Source organism: Paraburkholderia sp. RL17-380-BIE-A (assembly GCF_046028085.1).
Lineage (GTDB): Bacteria > Pseudomonadota > Gammaproteobacteria > Burkholderiales > Burkholderiaceae > Paraburkholderia.
The window spans coordinates 25212-40685 of sequence record NZ_JARESQ010000012.1; the positions used below are offsets into that span (position 1 = coordinate 25212).

12 protein-coding genes are annotated in these 15474 nt (G+C 63.4%); 8 read left to right on the forward strand and 4 right to left on the reverse strand.

The window, feature by feature from the left end; translation table 11 throughout:
- The first annotated feature begins 1 nt into the window (after position 1).
- The 7 genes from P0D68_RS20715 (at position 2) to P0D68_RS20745 (ending at position 7447) form a co-directional block, all read left to right on the forward strand.
- Positions 2–1120, forward strand: coding sequence for a response regulator (locus P0D68_RS20715; RefSeq protein ID WP_408468746.1), 1119 nt, complete (start codon positions 2–4; stop codon positions 1118–1120).
- 41 nt (positions 1121–1161) lie between these two features.
- Positions 1162–2046: an HAD family hydrolase gene (locus tag P0D68_RS20720; RefSeq protein ID WP_408468741.1), complete on the forward strand. Its 885-nt coding sequence runs from the start codon at positions 1162–1164 to the stop codon at positions 2044–2046.
- Entirely contained in the window at positions 2033–4342 is a 2310-nt protein-coding gene (locus P0D68_RS20725; RefSeq protein WP_408299397.1) for a glycoside hydrolase family 65 protein, read from the forward strand. Before P0D68_RS20720 ends, P0D68_RS20725 begins: the two co-directional genes overlap by 14 nt.
- Positions 4343–4627: 285 nt before the next feature.
- Positions 4628–5047 (forward strand): TIGR01841 family phasin, encoded by a 420-nt coding sequence (phaP, locus tag P0D68_RS20730; RefSeq protein ID WP_091803283.1) that lies wholly within the window; start codon positions 4628–4630, stop codon positions 5045–5047.
- A 337-nt stretch (positions 5048–5384) separates the two neighbouring features.
- Positions 5385–6335: a DnaJ C-terminal domain-containing protein gene (locus P0D68_RS20735; RefSeq protein ID WP_408184854.1), complete on the forward strand. Its 951-nt coding sequence runs from the start codon at positions 5385–5387 to the stop codon at positions 6333–6335.
- On the forward strand, positions 6332–6661 hold the full coding sequence (locus P0D68_RS20740; RefSeq protein ID WP_091803277.1) for a chaperone modulator CbpM: 330 nt from the start codon (positions 6332–6334) through the stop codon (positions 6659–6661). Before P0D68_RS20735 ends, P0D68_RS20740 begins: the two co-directional genes overlap by 4 nt.
- A gap of 333 nt (positions 6662–6994) precedes the next feature.
- Complete coding sequence (locus tag P0D68_RS20745) at positions 6995–7447, forward strand: CBS domain-containing protein (RefSeq protein WP_408299401.1); 453 nt, start codon at positions 6995–6997, stop codon at positions 7445–7447.
- Positions 7448–7519: 72 nt separating this feature from the next.
- On the opposite strand, the gene P0D68_RS20750 is transcribed toward P0D68_RS20745, so the two are convergent.
- From P0D68_RS20750 to P0D68_RS20765, 4 genes are read right to left on the reverse strand one after another with little or no spacing between them, the layout of a single operon-like run.
- Positions 7520–8644 carry an ABC transporter permease gene (locus tag P0D68_RS20750; RefSeq protein WP_091803269.1) on the reverse strand — a complete coding sequence of 375 codons (1125 nt, stop codon included), beginning with the start codon at positions 8642–8644 and terminating at the stop codon, positions 7520–7522.
- A 2-nt stretch (positions 8645–8646) separates the two neighbouring features.
- Positions 8647–11421: a ribosome-associated ATPase/putative transporter RbbA gene (gene rbbA / locus P0D68_RS20755; protein WP_408299403.1), complete on the reverse strand. Its 2775-nt coding sequence runs from the start codon at positions 11419–11421 to the stop codon at positions 8647–8649.
- Positions 11422–11441: 20 nt separating this feature from the next.
- A complete protein-coding gene (locus tag P0D68_RS20760; protein WP_091803266.1) occupies positions 11442–12515 on the reverse strand; it encodes an HlyD family secretion protein in 1074 nt (357 codons plus the stop codon).
- A complete protein-coding gene (locus P0D68_RS20765) occupies positions 12512–14038 on the reverse strand; it encodes an efflux transporter outer membrane subunit (RefSeq protein WP_408299405.1) in 1527 nt (508 codons plus the stop codon). Before P0D68_RS20765 ends, P0D68_RS20760 begins: the two co-directional genes overlap by 4 nt.
- 402 nt (positions 14039–14440) lie before the next feature.
- Here P0D68_RS20765 and P0D68_RS20770 point away from each other — a divergent pair, with 402 nt between their 5' ends.
- Positions 14441–15472 (forward strand): alpha/beta fold hydrolase, encoded by a 1032-nt coding sequence (locus tag P0D68_RS20770; protein WP_091803260.1) that lies wholly within the window; start codon positions 14441–14443, stop codon positions 15470–15472.
- Positions 15473–15474: the final 2 nt, after the last annotated feature.

The window sequence follows — 15474 nt, forward strand, 5'->3', positions numbered from 1 at the left end:
CGTGGTTGACGACACGCCCGCCAATCTCGGGCTGGTGGTCGAATGTCTGGAGAGCAATAACCTGAGGGTGGCGATCGCCCGCGATGGCATGGAGGCATTGCGGCGTGCGGAACTGGCGCAACCCGATTTGATCCTGCTCGACGTGATGATGCCGGGACTCGACGGTTTCGAAACTTGCCGGCGACTCAAGGCGATGGAGAAAACCCGCGACATTCCGGTGATCTTCATGACTTCCCTGACGCGTACCGAGGATAAGATCACGGGCTTTCGTGCAGGCGCGGTGGACTACATTACCAAGCCGTTGCAGATGGAAGAATTGGCCGCGCGAGTGGATACGCACCTGAAACTGCGGGCGTTGCAGCAATTGCAGGAAAAGCACAATGTCCAGTTGCAACAGGAAGTGAAGACCCGCAAGCAGGCCGAAGAGGCGCTGATCGAAGTGATTCATGGTGTGCGCAACGTGTCGAATGCCATTGCTCATGATTTGCGCACGCCGTTGACCGAATTGCGTGCGCGGCTCGAAGTGCTGACTCGCACGTCGAAACGGCTGGGCAATGAGGAGATACTGCCGGAGTTGGAGGTGGCGCTGTCGGATGTCGACCGGGTGATCAGTATCTTCAACGCGCTATTGCGTCTTGCCGAAATCGACGCGGGTGTCAGGCGCTCGGGTTTTGCGCCGTGCGATCTGAAGACGATTGTTTCGGATGCCGTTGAATTTTATCAACCTGTAGCTGAATTGCGCGGGGTCGCGTTGTCGCTGGAATGCGGGGACGATCTCACGGCCGTGGCCGATCAGCTTTTGCTGGCGCAAGCGATCGGCAATCTGATTGACAACGCGCTGAAGTTTGCGCCGGACTGTGGTGAAACCAAAGTGGTTGCGATTCGCCACGGCGACATGATCTCGATCTCGGTGGCGGACGACGGTCCTGGCATTCCGGACGCGCAAAAGCCCAAGGTGACCGAGCGTTTTTATCGCGGCGACGCAAGTCGCGGAACCCCCGGCGTGGGGCTTGGCCTGGCGCTTGTGAAGGCGGTGGCGACGCTGCACCGCGGATCGCTGGAGTTTGCTGACAATACCCCTGGCCTGATTGCGACGCTAAGGGTCAGTTGTCGTCTTTGAGGTTTGAAGCGCCTCGATTCATCGAGCAGGATTTTGCGGGCTTGAATGTTTTCCTGACCCGTCGAGCGTTTGTCGGCTATTGTGCATCCAGACACGACGCGATTCGTTGCGTCAAACGTAGCCAGGCGCGGCAGATTGCGACCGCCCGCCATCACTCTGGACAAATGCCACGCATGACAGTCCGCCAATCCCGAGCCCCGCCGCCAGATCCCCATCGCATACTCTCCGCCGCCATTTTCGATGTCGACGGCGTGCTGCTCGCGTCGCCCCATGAACGAGCCTGGCGCGAAGCGCTCACAGGCTTCGCCGACCCAGCACGCTTCACCACGGCGATCTATCAATCCCAGGTGGCCGGCAAGCCACGGTTCAGCGGCGCGCTTGCCGCGCTGCAAGCGCTGGGGGTCCCGAATGCCGCACAACGTGCCGAAGCCTACGCAGAGAGCAAGCAGAGGCGGCTGGAGGCGCTGATCGGCGCAGGAGCCGTGTCCGCCTTCGCGGACGCGCTTCGCTTCGTCAATGCGGTGAGGACGCTGGGTTTTCCGATTGCCGTTGCGTCGTCCTCGAAAAACGCGAACGACATGATACAGCGCATCCCGCTCGACGATCACCACAGCCTGTTCGATGTATTCGGCGCCAATGTGTGCGGCCGCGATTTGCCTGCCGGCAAGCCGGATCCGGCGATATTCCTGCTCGCTGCCGCGGAGCTGCCCGCCGTGCCTGAGCACTGCTTCGTGGTCGAAGACGCGCCGGCTGGTATCGAGGCCGCCCGCGCCGCTGGCATGGCGGCACTTGGCGTCGCGCGCCTGCACGACGCGACCTCGCTGCGGGCGGCAGGCGCCGATCTCGTCGTGACCAGTCTGGACGAAGTTGATCTCGATCAACTGTCTCGTGGAAGGCTTTGCCGGCGGATTCATGAAAAGTCCTGAACAGTTGGATGAAGTGATGCGCCCAACCGCCGATTCGAGCTGGATCGTGGCCGAAGGTGGCTACGACTCGTTGCTTGAGCGCAGCCGCGCCGCGCGCTTCGCGATCAGTAACGGCTTTTTCGGTGTGCGCGGCGCGCGCGCGATACACCGTGGCGGCCGCTGGGTGGCCACCTCGCGGACCCTCGTCGCGGGACTCTTCGATACGGCCAGTGAAGAACCTGGCATTCCCAAGCTCGCCGTCGCGCCCGATTGGCTGAAAGTCCGGCTTCTGCTGCAAGGGCAGCCTCTGATTCATCACGATCATGACGAAGCGCGGCAGGAGAGGATTCTCGACATGCGCCGCGGTGCGTTGATCAGCAAGGCGCGCCTGTCGAACGCGTCCGCTTTTGGCGTCAAGTTGCGCAGTTTCCATATGACGTCTCTCAGCCAGCGCGCGATTGGAATGCAGATCATCCTGCTGGAAATGGAGCAGGGCGGGATCGAGGTGACGCTCGAAGCGTCGATCGATGCAGTGGATATCGGTCTCGTGTCCGAACGCGCGGAGCAGGGCCTTAGCGTGTGGCGCGCGGCCTCCTCCGGCACACGCCTCGCAATGGCCACCGCGGTATCGCTGCAGATCGACCACCAGCTCGTTTCTCCTACCGTATGCGGCCCGTCGCAATGGTCGTGGAAGTGGACCTCGACCCCGGGGCAGGTCGTCTGTCTCGCGCGGACGGTCGCCATGGCACGCGCAGGCAAAGAAGCTATCGATCCCGCTCGCAGCGCGCAGGCCGCTTTGAACTCCGCGCAGACCCTCGGCTGGCCGGCCGTGATAGCGGCGCACGAGACGGCCTGGGAAGAGCGCTGGGCATGCAGCGACGTCGAGATCGACGGCGATTCGCGCGCGCAACGCGCTCTTAGATTCGCGCTCTACCATCTGAACGGCGCGGCCAATCCAGCCGACGACGACGTTTCGATCGCCGCGCGGGCGCTGACGGGCGACGACTATCACGGACATGTCTTCTGGGACACGGAAATCCATCTGTTGCCGTTTTACACGCTGACGTGGCCCGAGGCAGCAAGGGCGCTGTTGATGTATCGCTTTCACACGCTCGCCGGGGCGCGGGGGAAAGCCGCGGTAATGGGCTGGCAGGGTGCGTTGTATGCGTGGGAGTCCGCCGATACCGGCGCGGAGGCGTGCCCTGCTCAAGTTGTCGGCCCTGATCGGAAGCTGGTGGATGTCAAATGCGGTAAGCAGGAACAGCACATCAGCGCGGACGTTGCGTACGCCGTCTGGCAATATTGGCGGGCCACCGGAGATGACGCGTTCCTCCGAGAGGCCGGTGCCGAGATTCTTCTGGAGACGGCACGCTTCTGGGCGAGCCGCGCGAAGAGGGAAGCGGACGGCCATTGTCATATTCGCGGCGTGATCGGTCCGGATGAATATCACGAATCGATTGATGACAATGCCTTTACGAACGTGATGGCGCGCTGGAATATCCGGCGTGCCGTCGAGACTGCGGCATTACTGCGTGCACGCTGGCCGGAGAGTTGGCAACGTCTGTCGGAGCAACTCAATCTCGACGAAGCCGAACTGCAACGTTGGAGCACGGTTGCCGAGGCGATAGTCACGGGCTTTGATTCGAACACCGGTTTGTTCGAGCAGTTCGCGGGATTCTTCGCGCTCGAAGACATCGACATCGCCGCCTATGCGGCGCGTTCAGTGCCGATCGACGTCGTGCTGGGCCGCGAGCGCATCCAGCGATCCCAGCTTGCCAAACAGGCCGATGTCGTCGCCCTGCTGGCGCTGCTGCCTGAAGAGTTTCCTGGCGACGCCGCTGTGGCGAACTTCAACTACTATGCGCCGCGCTGCGGTCATGGCAGTTCGTTGAGTCGCGCCATGCATGGCTTAGTCGCTGCCAGACTGGGTCAGTGCGAAGCGGCGCTCGACTGTTTTCGCAGAACCTCAGCCATCGATCTCGACGACACGCATGCCGCCATGGAGGGGGGCGTGCACATTGCCAGCCTCGGTGGCATGTGGATGATGGCGATACTGGGTTTCGCGGGCGTGTCGCTTGCCGATGACCATCTATGTCTGACCCCGGCATTGCCCGCGTCGTGGAAGAACGTTGCCTTCGCGATGCAATGGCGAGGTCGTCATCTGCGGATCAGCATGGGTGAGGCGAGTGACGGCATTCGTGTAACGCTGGAAATGGGCGAAGCGATGAAGCTTGCAATCGGTGGTGAGATGTTCATGCTGAGCCGCGCGGCGCCGCTGCTCGTGAATCGCAAAACGCACATTGTGCCGGCCGCATAACAGGCGATGCCTCGGGATCGAGCCGTTCGATATCGGCAGAGGTTGATCTACCCCACGTCCCGGGCAACGTCCCGGTACGGCACCGTACCGATTTTCCTCGCCATTGCGTGCACCGTCATCTTCACTCTCGCGAAACTCGCGCAGGATGAGTCCCTGTTCTAAGCGAATCACCATTGGCTAGCGTGAGGCCGTCGACCAACTGACGGCGATCGCGGCCTGAAGCATGACCCACGGGATAACGATCGACGCTCACGCGTCGATCCCCCCATTTCACTGGAGACAAGCATGGCAACTGAAACCAACCCCATCGCCGACATGACGAGAATGATGCAGGAATTCAAGATCCCAGGGTTCGATATGGCGCCGATCATCGAGTCGCGGCGCAAGGACATGGCGGCTCTCGTCGAGGCGAGCGAAGCGGCGCAATTGGCCATGCAGGCGCTCGTGCGCAGGCAGACCGAGATCGTGACCGAGGCAATGGCGGGCATCCAGGAATCGGCCAAAGCCTTGGGGGCCGGCGGCGCTCACGCGTCGGATCCTGGCCGGCAGGCAGCATTGTTGAACGACGCTTATCAGAAGTCGCTTGCCGATATGAAGGAGCTTGCCGAGATGGCGCGCAAGTCGCAGGTGGACGCAATGGCCATCATCACGAAGCGGGGCACCGAAAGTCTCGCGGAAACGAGAAAGCTGATGCAGGCCGGATAACGGCACGGGTAGGGGGTACGCTTCGGGTGCGCAGGCCGCTGCGTATCCGGGCCGAATCGCTGATACGTCGCTAACTCGGAATGCACGGACGCGTGCTTGAGCGTGTGCGAAACGTCGCTACGGCGGTTCACGAACAGATGTTTTTCTTCGCCTTTAAAGCGCTCCCCGGCGGATAGCGGCGACGACTTCTTGCAGACCGCCTTTCCCGCTTTGACCCGAAGCGGTGTAGCGAACGCGCAATTTTGCTGGCCCGGCCGGATTGGTATAAAGTCAGTCCGTAATCGTCACGCGATGGATACCCATTGCCGCTCCCATCCCTCATGGGTCTGCCGCCAGTATGAAATACAAAGACTATTACGAAGTCCTGGGTCTCGAGCGAAGCGCGTCTCAGGATGACGTCAAACGTTCGTATCGGAAGCTCGCGCGCAAGTATCACCCGGACGTCAGCAAGCATGCCGACGCCGAAGATCGTTTCAAGGAGCTGGGCGAAGCCTACGAGGTGCTCAAGGACCCGGAGAAGCGCGCGGCCTATGACCGCATGGGCAGCGAATGGCGCAACGGCCAGGAATTCCAGCCGCCGCCGAACTGGGACGAGGGTTTCGAATTCAGTGGCGCGGGCAACGAGGCCGGCGAGCAGGCCGATTTCCACGATATCTTCGAGAAGATGTTCGGCGGCGCGCGCGGTGCGCGTGGCGCGCATCCTCGGCAGCGGCCTTTCGACGCGCGCGGCGAAGACCATCACGCCAAGGTGCTGATCGATCTCGAAGACGCGTATCGCGGCGCGCAGCGCGCGATTTCTTTGCAAATGCCGGTAGTCGATCCGCAAGGCCATGTTTCGCTGGAAACGCGAACGCTCAATGTCACCATTCCGAAGGGGATTCGCGCGGGCCAGCATCTGCGGCTGAGCGGCCAGGGCGCCGCGGGCGCCACGCCCGAAACGGCCGGCGACCTCTACCTGGAAATCGCCTTTCGGGAACACCCGCGCTTTCACGTGGACGGCCGCGACGTCTCGCTCGACTTGCCGGTGGCTCCGTGGGAGGCCGCGCTCGGCGCGCAGGTTACCGTGCCCACGCCCGATGGTTCCGTCGAGATGACGGTGCCGGCGGGTTCTGCCGGCGGCAGGCGCTTGCGGCTCAAAGGCAAGGGCATTCCGGCCAACCCGCCTGGCGATCTGTATGTGATTCTGAACATCGTCCTGCCGCCGGCGGATAGCGACGCAGCGAAGGCCGCTTACGATGCGATGCGGCAGGCGTTCAATTTCGATCCGCGCGCACACTTCTATCGGTGATCATCGTGAAAGAGACGACTACGACGACCTATTTGCAAGGCCAGATTGTCGATGAGAACGTGGAGTTCACGCTGGTCGAATTGAGCCGGGTGAGCGGGGCATCGGAGGAGGAGTTGACGCTCTGGGTGGCTGAAGGCGTGTTCGAGCCCACGGGCGAGCGGCCGCAGGAATGGCGCTTCAGCGGCGCCGCGCTGCGGCGCGTGCAGACTGCGCAGCGGCTGGCGCACGACTTCCAGATCAATCCTCCGGGTGTCGCGCTGGCGCTCGATCTGCTCGACGAGATCGACTTGTTGCGCTCGCATGTAAAACGCGCTCGCGGGAGTTAGGCGAGCCTGCGCGTCATTCGGCGTTAGACACGCAAGGCACTGTTTGATATCGCCGCGACACGGCGCTTCGAGGGCGACGCAGTATTGCGTCGGTTGAACCCATCTCAGGCGCCATGTTCGAAGGGCGATTGATGCAAATCAACCCATTCGTAGTTGCAGTTGTCGAGCGGCGTGCCGCGTGGTGCAACGCGGTATCGCGCGTGCGTTCGCGTATCGGCCATTCGGACACTCTCTCAGTTGACTGTAGTCAATGGTTGGTTCGTTCATCCGGCTAATCTGAATTGGATTGAGTCCCGGCGAGTCATGGACTCTCTTCTCGGGAGGATACGGAAAATGAATGCGGGCGATATCTGTACAAGAAACGTTGTGACGTGCGGACTGAACACGACCGTGCTGGAAGCATGCCGGATCATGCGCGATCGTCACGTGGGCGATGTCGTGGCCGTGGAGACGAGCGCGGATGGAAAGCTTCATGCCCGTGGCGTGCTGACCGACCGCGATATCGTGCTGGCGGTCGTAGCACGTGAAGTCGATGCGTTCGGGCTTTTCGTCGGCGATGTCATGTCCTCACCGCTCATCGTCGCGTACGAGGGGGAAGACGTGTGGCAACTCGTCAAGCGGATGCGATTGCATGCCATACGGCGCATGCCGGTGGTCAGCGAGTCGGGTGAACTGGTCGGGCTGCTTTCGTTCGACGATCTCCTCGACGCGGCATGCGCATTCCTCGCCGAACTATCCCTTGTGACAGCGCGGCAGCCGCATTTCGAGGAGAAAAATCGCGCCTGAGCTTTTCTGCCGCATCAGGCATGTGTGCGGGGCACGAGGGTCGTCTGGCGTGCGTCGGCCCAAGCATGCAAGTCAGGCCATCTGACCGATGGTTCTGCGAAAACGCTGCAATGCCATTGCAAACAGAACCGACCCGATCGCGATCAGAATCAGGAACGGCCGCCACGCGACATCGAGGCCGGCGCCGCGATACAGGATGGCCTGCCCAAGCTCGACGAAGTGAGTCGTGGGTGCGAAAAGCATAACGTCCTGCACGATCTTCGGCATGCTTTCCCGCGGGGTGATGCTTCCGGACAGCATTTGCAAAGGCAGCAGCACGAGGACCACCAGCATGCCGAACTGCGGCATGCTGCGCGCGAGCGTCGCCATGTAAATGCCCATCGAGGTCGTGGCGAACAGATGCAGCGCGGTGCCGACCATGAACAGGGCCACCGAGCCTTCAATCGGCACATGCAGCGCGCCGCGCACCACGAACGTCAACGAGGCCGTGGCCACCACCATGACCACGAGCCCCATCGACCAGATTTTCGCCAGCATGATCTCTGCCGGCGTGACCGGCATGACGAGCAGATGTTCGATCGTGCCGTGTTCGCGCTCGCGGATCAGCGCGGCGCCGGTGAGGATGATCGACAGCATCGTGACATTGTTGATGATTTCCATCAGCGCGCCGAACCAGGTCTGATCGAGGTTCGGATTGAAGCGCATATGCACGGCGAGATCGACGGGCGGCGCGGCGGTGTCGCGGTAGCGCGCCGCAAATCCGGCAATCTCGTCGGTCACGATCTGCTGCACGTAGCTGCTGCCCGTGAACGCCTGACTCATGCGGGTCGCGTCGACATTCAACTGGATCGATGCGGATCTTCCGGCCAGCACGTCGCGCTGGAAGTTCGGCGGAATGTCGAGCGCGAACGTGTATTCGCCCGTATCGAGCCCGCGGTCGACCTGCGCGGGGGTGATCAGGCGCGCAATGCCGAACTGCGGAGGGAAAAACGCCGAGGCGATGCGGGCGGACAACGGCGAGGCGTCTTCGTCGACGATCGCGATCGGCGCCATATGCAGCGTGTCGGGTTGTGCGGTAGCGGCGGAATAGATCGCCACCGTGAAGGTGTAGGCGATCAGCACGAGCATGGTCGGGTCGCGCCACAGGCTCCACAGTTCCTTGACGCCGAGGCGGTAGATGTTCGAGAGGCGGCGCACAGTCAGGTCTCCTGCTTCTTGAGCAACGCCGTGGTCAAGCCGAGAACCACCGGTATGGCGGCAAGGAGCGGCCAGAATTGCGCCTGAAGATCGGCGAATCCCAGCGCCTTGTTGATGACACCGCGGCTGATTGTGAACATGTAGGTCGCCGGATAGATGGAGCCGATAATCCGCCCGCTGCCTTCCATCGACGACAGCGGATTGATCAGGCCGGAGAACTGGATCGCGGGAATGAGCGTGCCGATCATCGTCAGGAAGATGGCGGCGATCTGGCTGCGGGTGAACGTGGATGCCAGCATGCCGATGCCGGTCGCGACGATGCTGTACACCAGCACGGCGGCGAGCAGCGTCAGGAAGTTGCCTTTGACCGGCACGCCGAAAGCGATCCGCGCCAGCAGCGTCATCAGCAGGAAATTGAGCACGGCTAGTAACACGTAGGGCACCTGCTTGCCCATCAGGAACTCGCTGCGCGTGACCGGTGTGACATACAGATTGATGATCGAGCCGAGCTCACGCTCCCGCACGACCGCCAGCGCGGTCAGCATGGCCGGCAGCATGAGGAGCAGCAGCGGGATGATCGCGGGCACCATCGCGGGCGCGCTCCTCACGTCGGGGTTATAGCGAAAGCGCGTCTCGATGTTGACCTGCGGCGCGGGCGTCATGCCGAGCCGGTGAATGCTCTGCTCCATCAGCCAGGCTTGATGGAGCCCGAGCACATAGCCACGGATGGTTTCCGCGCGCTGCGGCATGGCGCCGTCGATCCACACGCCGAGTTGCACGGGCGTGCCGCGCTCCAGGTCACGTGCGAAGTGCGGCGGAATTTCGATCGCGAGCGACAGCTTGCCGCCGCGCATGCGCTTGTCCAACTCGTCGTAGTCGCTGAGCGGGGCCTGTTCCACGAAGTAGCGTGAGCCCGACATGTTCAGCGCATAGTCGTGACTCAGTTCAGTCTGGTCGCGGTCGAGGACGGCGTAGGTGAGACTTTCGACATCGAGACTCACGCCATAGCCCATCACGAGCATCAACACCAGCGAACCGAGCAGGGCGAGCGTGGCGCGCACAGGGTCGCGGCGCAGTTCGAGCGCCTCTCGCCACATATAGGTGAGCGCGCGGCTCAGGCTGAAGGCGCGCGGGCGTGAGCGGTTCGGCGACTCGGGCAGCGCGCCCGTGCCGGATTCGCTCGCGCTTGCCGGCACTTCGATCGTGGCTTCGACGCTGCCGCCTTCTTCCGCCTTGTCGGCACCCGCTTCGACCAGGTAGCCGATGAAGGCCTCTTCGAGCGTCGCCGCGCCGCGCAAGCGTACGAGTTCGGCCGGCGACCCGGTCGCGAGCACGCGGCCGGCATGCATCAGCGAGATGCGGTCGCAGCGCTCCGCTTCGTTCATGAAATGCGTCGAGATGAAGATCGTGACCTTGTCGCGGCGGGCGAGCTGGATCATCAACTGCCAGAAATTGTCGCGAGCGACGGGGTCGACGCCTGAAGTCGGTTCGTCGAGTATCAGCAGCTCGGGCTTGTGCACCATGGCGACGGCCAGCGAGAGGCGTTGCCGCATGCCGAGCGGCAGGCTGTCGGGCAACGCGTCGCGTACTTCGTCGAGGCCGAAGCGGCTCACCATCTCGTCGACTCTGGCGGCGATCGCCTCTGGCGGCACATGAAAGAGCTGTGCATGCAATATCAGGTTCTGCTGAACCGTCAGTTCGCCATACAGCGAGAATGCCTGCGACATGTAGCCGACGCGGGCGCGCGTGTCGATGTCGTTGGGATCGACTTCGCGTCCGAACAGCCTGGCCGTGCCTTCGCTCGCGGGCAGCAGGCCGGTTAGCATTTTCATCGTGGTCGACTTGCCGCAACCGTTGGAGCCGAGAAAGCCGAAGATCTCGCCGCTGCGAATGCGAAAGCTGACGTGGTCGACCGCGACGAAATCGCCGAAGCGCATGGTCAGATCGCGGGCTTCGATGGCGAGCTCGCCCGCGGCATCGGCGGGCAGTGGTTCAACGACGACCGGCTGGTGACCGCGGCGCCGTTCCTCGGGCAGCAACGCGATGAACGCCGCTTCCAGTGTGTCGCTGTTCGTGCGCGCGAGCAGGGCGCGCGGCTCGCCGGTCGCGAGGATCCGGCCCGCGTCCATCGCGACGAGCGAATCGAAGCGTTGAGCTTCGTCCATGTAGGCCGTCGCGACGATCACGCTCATGCCGGGGCGGCCCGCGCGAATACGCGCGATCAGATTCCAGAATTGCGCGCGAGCGAGCGGATCGACGCCGGTGGTCGGCTCATCGAGAATCAGCAGATCGGGGTCGTGGATCAGCGCGCAACAGAGCGCCAGCTTCTGTTTCATGCCGCCGGACAGTTTGCCCGCCGGCCGCGCGAGAAACGCCTGAAGGCCGGTGCTGCGAGTCAGCGAGTCGATGCGCTGGCGGCGCTCGGCGGCATCGTGGCCGAAGAGCCGCGCGAAGAATTGCAGGTTCTCCTCGACCGTCAGCGTCGGGTACAGATTCTTGCCCAAACCCTGCGGCATGTAGGCGATACGAGGGCAGACGAGCGCGCGGTGCCGGCGCGAGCGCATGTCGCCATTCAGCACTTCGACGGCGCCTTGCTGAATGGCGCGGGCGCCCGCGGCGAGCGCCAGCAGGCTGGACTTGCCGACGCCGTCCGGGCCGATCAGCCCGGTCATGCGGCCTGCGGGAAAATCCAGCGTGAGGTTGTCGAGCGCAACGGTCTTCGCGTAACGCAGCGCGACGTTGCGCAGCCGGACGACCGGCGGGGTGTCTGCCGTCATCGCGCCACTCACTGCGCCTTTCACTGCGGCACCTTGATCGCGAGCGAAGCGGGCCACGCGGCATGCTGATCGATCCTGATCCAGGCGACACCCGGCAGGCCTGTCTTGACGAGCTTCAGATGCTGGAGCAGCAGTTCGCGGTTGATCCTCGCCTTGACGCGGAACATCAGTTTTTGGCGCTCACTGGTGGTTTCCACGGTCTTCGGCGTGAACTGCGCGGTGCTGGCCACGAACGAAACGGTCGCGGGAATCACATAGTTGGGCGCCGCATCGAGTATCACGCGCACTTCGGCGCCGAGCGCGACCTTGCCGACTACCGTCTCCGGCAGGAAGAACGTCATGTAGACATCGGAAAGATCGGCGATATTCAGGACCTTGCCACCCGCTGGGAGCACTTCGCCGGCCTCGGCGATCCGATATTGCACGCGGCCGTCACGTGGCGCCGTCAACTGGCTGTCGCTGATGTCGGCTTCCACACGCGCCACGGTCGCGAGCGCCGCATGCTCCGCGGAATGCGCGGCGACGAGTTGCGCGCGCGTTGCATCGACGGCGGCCTGGGCTGCGGTGACCTGAGCGCTCGCGGCGCGCACCGTGGCTTGCGCGCCGCGCTCGCGGGCGCGATCGTCGTCGAGTTCCTGCATGGAGGACGCGCCGTCGCGCGACAGGGTTTCCGAGCGCGCCAGTTTGCGGCGCGCGGCGTCGAGTTCGCTTTCGCGCTGGGAGACCACGGCTTCGGCTGCCACCTTGTCGCTCTGCCGCTGCACGACCTGCGCTTCGATGCTGAGCGCGGTGTTGATCGCCTGCTGATGCTGCGCGCGGGCTTCGGCGAGTTGCGCGTCGAGCACGGTCACCTGCATCGTCGCAAGCGGCTGTCCCGCCTTGACGAAGTCGCCTTCGTCGACGGTAATGGTTTCGACACGGCCAGGCAGTTTGGTCGCCACGTCGATTTCGGTCGCCTCGATGCGGCCATTGCCGCTCACGAAACCTGCCGCGGGACCCGAGTCGTGCACCATCGTCCACGCGTAGTAGGAGGCCGCAACGATCACGGCCAGTAGGGCAACGGCGGCTATCTGTTTCTTTCTGCTGGGGCTCATGGCAATGGGCCTTGTTTGAGTGTGATGTCAGCGGCTGAAGGCGAGGGCATCGTTTCCGCGTCCTGCACGCCTCCACCGAGCGCGGCATACAGCGCGACGCGGCTCGCGAGCAAGGCGCGGCGCGTCTGGATCAGCTGCTGTCGAGCGTTGAGCAGGTCGCGCTGTGCGTCGAGCACTTCAAGAAAGGGCGTCGCGCCGTTGTCGTACCGGAGCCTGGCAAGGCGCGCCCGCTCGGACTGCGCGACCAGCGTGTCGGTTTCCGCCTGAACCTGCGCGGCAAGCCACTCTCTCGCCGAGAGCGCGTCGGCTACGTCGCGAAACGCTTCCTGAATGGTCTTTTCGTATTGCGCCACCGCTTCGCCTTCGCGGGCCTTGGCGAGTTCCAGATTGTTGCGATTGCGCCCGGCGTCGAAGATGGGCAGCGAGATGTTGGGCATGAAGATCCACGCGCCGCTACCCGACGCGAACAGGCTATGCAGATCGGTGCTCGTCGAGCCGACGGCACCGGTGAGCGTGACGCGTGGAAAGAACGCCGCGCGCGCTGCGCCGATATTCGCATTGGCGGCGCGCAGCCGGTGTTCCGCCGCGACGATGTCCGGACGCCTTTCCAGCAACGATGACGGCAGTCCTGCCTGCAGGTCCGCGTACACGCTCGCGTCGTCCAGCGGGGCAGGCTGCAACGGGGCGGGTGCGCCGACCAGTACGGCGAGCGCGTGGGCCTGAGTGGCGCGCGACTGTTCGAGCTGCGCAACCAGCGTCTGCGCCTGCTGCAACAGAATTTCCGACTGCCTGAGATCCAGCTTCGAGATCGCGCCGACTTCGAAGCGTCGGCGGAAGATGCGCAGCGATTCCGAACGGCTCGCGATCGTCTCCCTCGCCGCGGCAATGCGCTCATCGAGTTCGCGCAGCAGCAGGTAATTGTCCGCGACGTTCGCGATCACGCTGAGGGTGGCCGCACGGCGCGCGGCGTCGCTCGCCAGAAATTCTTCGAGGGCTGCGTCTTTCAGGCTGCGCACGCGGCCCCAGAAGTCGAGTTCCCAATTGCTTTCGGTTAGTCCGACCTGATACGCCTCGGCGTCGATACTTCCGCCTGGCAGCAACACGCCGGGCGCGCGGAAACGGACATAGGAGCCGCCGGCGGCGATCGTCGGAAAAGTATCGGCGCGGCGGATGCCGTAGGTTGCACGCGCTTCTTCGACACGCCTCACGGCAATGCGCAGATCGCGGTTTCCACTGAGCGCCTGCTCGATCAAGGCCTGCAGTTGGGCGTCGGGAAAGTAGCTGCGCCAGTCGATCTGAACCGTTGGCGATGTGCCGTCGGCGGGTGCTGGAGCGTCGGCGGACGGAGCGGTGGCCCACGTATCCGGAACCGGCAGCGCGGGACGCACATAGGACGGCGCGAGCGACATGCATCCGCCCAGGTTGAGCGCCGCCGCCAGTACGAGCGTCGATGCGAACCCTGTGCCGCAGTGAGGCGAGCGGCGTGTTGCTGGCGGCGGTCGTGAGTGCGACGATGAGAACATGAGAGCGTCTGAGTCTGGTGAATTCGGTGGGATGCTTCGATCGAGGCAATGGCCTGTGCTGGCGTCGACTACGCAATGCGCATCGCGCTCGCCGGGCAGGCGAGCGATGACGTTCGAGTCGACGCGTTGCATGCGTCAAGACCGGACCCGCGACCGGATCCTGAAGCGCTTATCCTGCAAATACTTATAACCGACGCTACCGATGGGACAACTTGATCTGGATCATCCCGTTACGGACTGGTCGGGCCCGTTTTCTGTGTATCGCAATGTATCCACTCCGCGGCCCGATACATGACGTTTCATTCGCGGACATTGGCGACACAAGCCAGATACGTACGGAAGGTTTAATGCTTCCAGGCCGGTTCATCTGGCTCAACGCACTCGCACATAAGGGGAATAGCCATGTCTGAACAGATCAATGATCGGCGTCGTCGTTTGCTGGGGACGGCCGTTGCGGGCCTCAGCCTGATGGAACTCGGGCTGAGCGGACTCGCCCACGCGCAGTCCAGCGGCACGAAGGCGGGATCGCGCGTCACGTCCTTCGATAACCTGAAGCAGATCAACGCCGGGACGCTCAGCATGGGATATGCGGAAGCGGGCCCGCAGAATGGACCCGTGGTGATCCTGCTGCACGGCTGGCCCTACGACATCTACAGTTTCGTCGAAGTCGCACCGTTGCTCGCCGCCGCCGGCTACCGGGTCATCGTGCCGTATCTGCGCGGCTACGGCTCGACGCGGTTCCTGTCGGCTGACACGCCCCGCAATGGCCAGCAGGCGGTCGTCGCCGTGGACATCATCGCGTTGATGGATGCGCTGAAGATCGACAAGGCGATTCTCGGCGGCTTCGACTGGGGCGCGCGCACGGTGAACATCATCGCGGCGCTGTGGCCGGAGCGATGCAAGGCGATGGTGTCGGTGAGCGGCTATCTGATCGGCAGTCAGGAAGCCAACCGGACGCCGTTGCCGCCGAAGGCGGAACTGGCATGGTGGTATCAGTTCTACTTCGCCACGGAGCGCGGCTATGCGGGCTACGAAGCGAACCGCCACGACTTCAACAAGCTGATCTGGCATACGGCATCGCCGAAATGGGATTTCGACGATGCAACCTTCGAGCGTTCGGCGGAATCGTTCAATAATCCGGACCACGTCGCGGTGGTGATCCACAACTATCGCTGGCGTCTGGGGCTGGTCAAGGGCGAAGCGCAATACGACGCGCTGGAGAAGCGCCTCGCCCAGGCACCGGTCATTACGGTGCCGACCATCACGATGGAGGGCGACGCGAACGGCGCGCCGCATCCCGAACCGGCCGCGTACGCGAAGAAGTTCACCGGCAAGTATGCGCACCGGAACATCGGCGGCGGTATCGGGCACAACCTGCCGCAAGAGGCGCCCAAAGCATTCGCCGATGCGATCATCGACGTCGCCCGGTTCTGAGG

Excerpts from the sequence above, each read along its gene's own strand:
- P0D68_RS20725 (WP_408299397.1), top strand. The coding sequence starts at position 2,033 with ATGAAAAGTCCTGAACAGTTGGATGAAGTGATGCGCCCAACCGCCGAT.
- phaP (WP_091803283.1), top strand. The coding sequence starts at position 4,628 with ATGGCAACTGAAACCAACCCCATCGCCGACATGACGAGAATGATGCAG.
- P0D68_RS20735 (WP_408184854.1), top strand. The coding sequence starts at position 5,385 with ATGAAATACAAAGACTATTACGAAGTCCTGGGTCTCGAGCGAAGCGCG.
- P0D68_RS20745 (WP_408299401.1), top strand. The coding sequence starts at position 6,995 with ATGAATGCGGGCGATATCTGTACAAGAAACGTTGTGACGTGCGGACTG.
- rbbA (WP_408299403.1), bottom strand. The coding sequence starts at position 11,421 with ATGACGGCAGACACCCCGCCGGTCGTCCGGCTGCGCAACGTCGCGCTG.
- P0D68_RS20760 (WP_091803266.1), bottom strand. The coding sequence starts at position 12,515 with ATGAGCCCCAGCAGAAAGAAACAGATAGCCGCCGTTGCCCTACTGGCC.
- P0D68_RS20765 (WP_408299405.1), bottom strand. The coding sequence starts at position 14,038 with ATGTTCTCATCGTCGCACTCACGACCGCCGCCAGCAACACGCCGCTCG.
- P0D68_RS20770 (WP_091803260.1), top strand. The coding sequence starts at position 14,441 with ATGTCTGAACAGATCAATGATCGGCGTCGTCGTTTGCTGGGGACGGCC.